Here is a 4508-nt window from a genome sequence, read left to right on the forward strand (position 1 = left end):
GTGATTCCCCTGTTGCCAGTTGTCACCAATGGGCAAAAAGGCTGAACGGTTGGGGCCAAGGAACTCCGTTTCGACCCGCTGTCCCTGACGATTGGTGGTGAAATATTTCACTTCCGAGCAGTGGGTAGCAGGCGCGGTGACCTGTAGGGCGTAATCAAAGTTTGGGCTTTCAGAGGTGAAGTTATAACGAGCCATTTGGTCGCAAATTTGACCACCACCATTGCAGTTAACGATAATCGGGGGATTGGCTTGGGCTGCTGTAGTAGCAACCACAAAACCTGAAACCGCAATACTGCCTACTGTGACCAACCGGCGGCTGAAGGAGTGGAGAGACATTGGAAGCTCCTATAGAGTGGATACTCCGATTATTAATGGCAACCCTGTCGCCGCCTAAGACCTCAATCACCGGTAGATTGAGAGATTGATCACAGGACGATAACTCTTCCTTCCTCGCGGGAAATGGATGGAAAAACTGCTAGGCCATTTCACGAACATGGGGCTGGCCGTCCACAATCTCACCGATTAGGATGACGTCGGCCACATTCACAAAAAGGCCGTTTTCGAGAACGCCGGGGATGTTGTTAACGGTTCTCTCCAGTTCCGCGGGGTTGGCAATTTCGTCAAACTTAACATCAAGCACAAGATTGCCCTGATCGGTAACCACGGGGCCATCTTTTTTCACCCCCATGCGCAGCTCGGGCTGCCCCCCAAGGGCTTTCAGGGCGCGAGTCACAGGAGCTACGGCAAAGGGTAACACTTCCACAGGCACAGGGAACGTGGAACCCAATTTCTGCACCAGTTTACTGCTGTCCACCACCACCAAGAACTGATCGGCAAGGGAGTCCACGATTTTTTCACGGGTATGGGCTGCCCCACCTCCCTTGATCAGGTTTTTGGCGGGATCCACTTCATCGGCGCCGTCAATGGCGAGGTCTAATTTCTCCACGTCATCGAGGCTAAGAAGGGGAATGCCATACTTTTTAGCGAGGACAGAAGCTTGAAACGAGGTGGGCACACCGGCAATGTTACTCAGTTCTCCACTGCGCAGGCGATCGCCCAAAAATTGGATGACAAAGGCCGCGGTTGACCCTGTGCCCAAGCCGACAATCATTCCAGACTGCACGCGATCGGCAGCGGCTTTGGCCACAGCCTGCTTCATTTGTTTGACAGCATCCTCACTCATGCGCAGGTTCCCTATTTTTTCCAAAAGCACCATACCACACCGCCAGCCCTTCACAGCGTTTTTCAAAGATGGGGAACTGGTCACTGCGGCCGCCAGTCCTTGAAAATTAATTGCAAGTGACCTTGTAAACTACAATAGGGCTAGTGATTACCTAAAGGGGGTTCGGCGATGGCGATCGCGCGCACAGGAAAAAAAGGGCAGTGGCTCCCCCTATTGGGTGTGGCTGCAACATTTTGGGCACATACCGGCCTCGCTGCCGAACAAATTAGCCTTGTTTATCCGCCCTTTGGCACATTTAGCATTCAAGTCAGCGACCTTGCCACCTTTGTCAAAACGGGTCATGCCAGTCCTGAACTCAGATTTTTAATTCGCCTCCTGCCCAGTGATCAAGAGCCAAACCTACGGGAGAGCTTGACCACACGGATGAACCTAGAGCCGACCACCGTCGGTCAATTTGTCAAAAGTCCCATTGGTCAAACCTTTTTAGAGCGTATCGGCCAAGTCATTCGGACAGAAAATGATCTCAACGGCGCCCAAGCTCTGGGGGAAGCCCTGAAAACTGCCGCCACCTCTCCCTCAGGAATTACACTTCTATCGGTGTTGCAGGCCTTTCCGAGCAAGAGTCTGAAAGTCAACGGTGAACTCGGCTTGAAAGCGATTGGGGCATTTACCCGTGCCATTAATCAACAGCAGCGGACTCAAAAGTTTATCGAACGGCTGGCGCAGCGCCAACCCAGAACGGCTCTGCCGGCCAGCGGACGCACACCTGCGCAAAAGGGGCCTTTCCAATGGCAAAAGCAAAGGCTCGAATTTACCAATCCCAATCGCACCACAGGGCCGATTCCCGCAGATCTCTATGTCCCAACGGGAATCACTGCACCTGCCCCTCTGATTGTCATTTCCCACGGCTTAGCCTCCGACCGCACAACGTTTGCCTACTTGGCAGAGCACTTAGCCAGTTATGGTCTAGCGGTGTTGGCAGTCACTCACCCCGGTTCTGATACCCGTCGGATTGGGAGTTTCCTTTCAGGGGCGCCCCTAGACTATGAGAATTTGCCCAAGGACTGGGCGCAGCGCCCCCTCGACCTAAAGTTGGCCATAGATGCCGTGGCGGCTTTCGTTGACAAAGACCCTGCCCTAAAAATTGACACTAACAATGTCGGTCTTTTTGGTCACTCGATGGGGGGCTTTACGGTACTGGCGGCAGCGGGGGGGACCGTTGACTGGAACGCTGTCCAACAACGTTGTCTGGCAGCGGCGAATGATCTCTTTATCTTTAACATCTCAGTGCCCCTGCAATGCCGCAGTCTTGGTCTTGCCAATGCTCCCTCTATCCCAGCAGATTCACGGGTCAAGTCTGTGATTGCCGTCAATCCAGTGAGCAGTATCCTCATTGGCGAGCGGGGCATGGCTAATATCCAAGTGCCTACGCTGATTATTTCCAGTAGCAAAGATGTCTTTGCGCCACCGTTAGAGGAGCAGGTCTTACCCTTTACGTGGTTGCAAGCCCAGCCCAAGTATTTGGCCATGCTCGTGCCCGGTACCCACTTCTCGGCGGTGGGGGTTAGCGAAGCGGGGGTGTTGCCGGTACCCCGTGATCTCATTGGCCCAAATCCGCAGTTGGCTCAGCCCTTTTTCAAGGGGGTGAGTGCTGCCTTCTTTGGGGTGTTTAATCAACACAATGAGCGGTTGCGCCCCTTCTTAAGTCAAACATTTGTTGGGCAAGTGGCACAGCCAACCTTTCAAGCCTATTGGGTGGAGGACATAAATCCCCAGCAGCTGCAGGAGGCGCTGGCGGGGCGCATTGGGACTCAACCCCGCAGATAAAGTACCCCCGAAATTAATGTCAGGGCGATCGCCCCCCCATAGACAGTGAGAATTCCCCCTTGCCAACTGGGAGGTAAAGGAGCCAAAAGTAGGGCTACGGCCACAATCTGACTGACCGTTTTTGCTTTCCCCCAGAGGTTTGCCCCCTGAATTTGCGGTTGCTGCACCCGCCAACTGGCAATCCCCAGTTCCCGAAAGAGAATTAAGGCCACTGACCAGGCGGGCACCTCTCCCCACTCAATACAGAGTAAAAGGGGCACAAGGATCAGCAACTTATCCACCAGTGGATCAAGCACCTTGCCCAAATCTGTGACCTGATGGAAACGGCGGGCAATATAGCCATCCAGCCAATCGGTGAGGGCAGCCACCAGAAACAGCCCCACCCCCCACCAGCGATAGACCACACCGTCATTGAAGGAGAGCAAGCCCACAATGACTGGTACGATTAACAGGCGAGCAAGGGTAAGAGTGGTGGCTAGGTTGAAGGGCATGATCATTCCCCTGAGACAATAAGAAAACCCCCTCGCAGGGAGGGAGTCCATGAGTCTTTCACTGATTGCAGGGCTTAGTACAACTGGAGCGACTTCAGCTGCTTATCGAACATGTGGATCGTATCCACAAAGCGCGCTGTTTTCGACTGCGTGGAAATGACCAGCGATTGAGTACGGGCACCCCCCTTGAAGAAACGCACCCCTTTCATGAGCATGCCAGGGGTGATGCCACAGGCGGCAAAGAGAACCGTTTCCCCAGAAGCTAATTCCTCCGCCTCATAGACTTTATCGGGATCGGTAATGCCGGCTTTTTTCAGCTCCTCAAGGTTGCCTTCGCGGGTGCGATTGGCCCATTCCTTAGTCATGACCACCGCGGGATCATAGACCAATTGTCCTTGAAAGTGCCCGCCCAAGGCCCGCATGGCCGCAGCGGAAATCACCCCTTCGGGCGCAGCGCCAATCCCCATGAGGGCGTGAATATTGGTACCAGAAAAGGCACAGGAGAGAGCCGCCGAAACGTCGCCATCGGTAATGAGTTGGACACGGGCACCGGCGTCCCGAATTTCTTGAATGAGATCATTGTGGCGATCGCGCTTCATGACCACCACCACCAATTCATCAACGGCGCGATCAAGGCATTCCGAGAGAATTTTCAGGTTTTCTGTCGCCGAGTTGCGAATGTCCACTTTGCCCTTAGCAGCAGGGGGCGCCGCCAGTTTCTTCATATAAAAGTCGGGAGCTGCAAACAACCCCCCTTTTTCGGAAATAGCCAGCACTGCCATTGATCCCGGTTGGCCATAGGCGCAGAGGTTTGTCCCTTCGCAGGGGTCAACGGCAATGTCAATTTCAATCAGTTCTTCGGGGTTACAGTATTGGGCAGCATCAGGACGGGTACAGATACCCACTTCTTCGCCGATGTAGAGCATCGGGGCTTCATCCCGTTCCCCTTCGCCAATCACAATGCGACCGCGCATATGGATTTGATTCATGCGGTTGCGCATGGCATC

Annotated in this window: 5 protein-coding genes; 1 reads left to right on the top strand and 4 read right to left on the bottom strand. The window is 54.0% G+C overall.

Going from position 1 to position 4508, the window contains the following annotated elements:
* Positions 1–336, bottom strand: a 336-nt coding sequence (locus Q0711_RS00005) for a hypothetical protein (protein WP_299041221.1), incomplete at its 3' end; no start/stop codon positions are given.
* 139 nt (positions 337–475) lie between these two features.
* Positions 476–1183 (bottom strand): ribose-5-phosphate isomerase RpiA, encoded by a 708-nt coding sequence (rpiA, locus tag Q0711_RS00010; protein ID WP_298615084.1) that lies wholly within the window; start codon positions 1181–1183, stop codon positions 476–478.
* Positions 1184–1351: 168 nt separating this feature from the next.
* Between rpiA and Q0711_RS00015 the strand changes: the two genes are divergently transcribed.
* On the top strand, positions 1352–3010 hold the full coding sequence (locus Q0711_RS00015) for an alpha/beta hydrolase (protein WP_298615081.1): 1659 nt from the start codon (positions 1352–1354) through the stop codon (positions 3008–3010).
* On the opposite strand, the gene pgsA is transcribed toward Q0711_RS00015, so the two are convergent.
* The gene (pgsA, locus tag Q0711_RS00020) at positions 2995–3501 is read right to left on the bottom strand and encodes a CDP-diacylglycerol--glycerol-3-phosphate 3-phosphatidyltransferase (protein WP_298615079.1); all 507 of its coding nucleotides are present in this window, start codon (positions 3499–3501) and stop codon (positions 2995–2997) included. The genes Q0711_RS00015 and pgsA overlap by 16 nt on opposite strands.
* A 74-nt stretch (positions 3502–3575) precedes the next feature.
* Positions 3576–4508 (bottom strand): class II fructose-bisphosphatase (glpX, locus tag Q0711_RS00025; RefSeq protein WP_299041224.1); only part of this gene is annotated, 933 nt, incomplete at its 5' end.

It is taken from the genome of uncultured Thermosynechococcus sp., assembly GCF_937958135.1.
Classification (GTDB): domain Bacteria; phylum Cyanobacteriota; class Cyanobacteriia; order Thermosynechococcales; family Thermosynechococcaceae; genus Thermosynechococcus.

Excerpts from the sequence above, each read along its gene's own strand:
- rpiA (WP_298615084.1), bottom strand. The coding sequence starts at position 1,183 with ATGAGTGAGGATGCTGTCAAACAAATGAAGCAGGCTGTGGCCAAAGCC.
- Q0711_RS00015 (WP_298615081.1), top strand. The coding sequence starts at position 1,352 with ATGGCGATCGCGCGCACAGGAAAAAAAGGGCAGTGGCTCCCCCTATTG.
- pgsA (WP_298615079.1), bottom strand. The coding sequence starts at position 3,501 with ATGCCCTTCAACCTAGCCACCACTCTTACCCTTGCTCGCCTGTTAATC.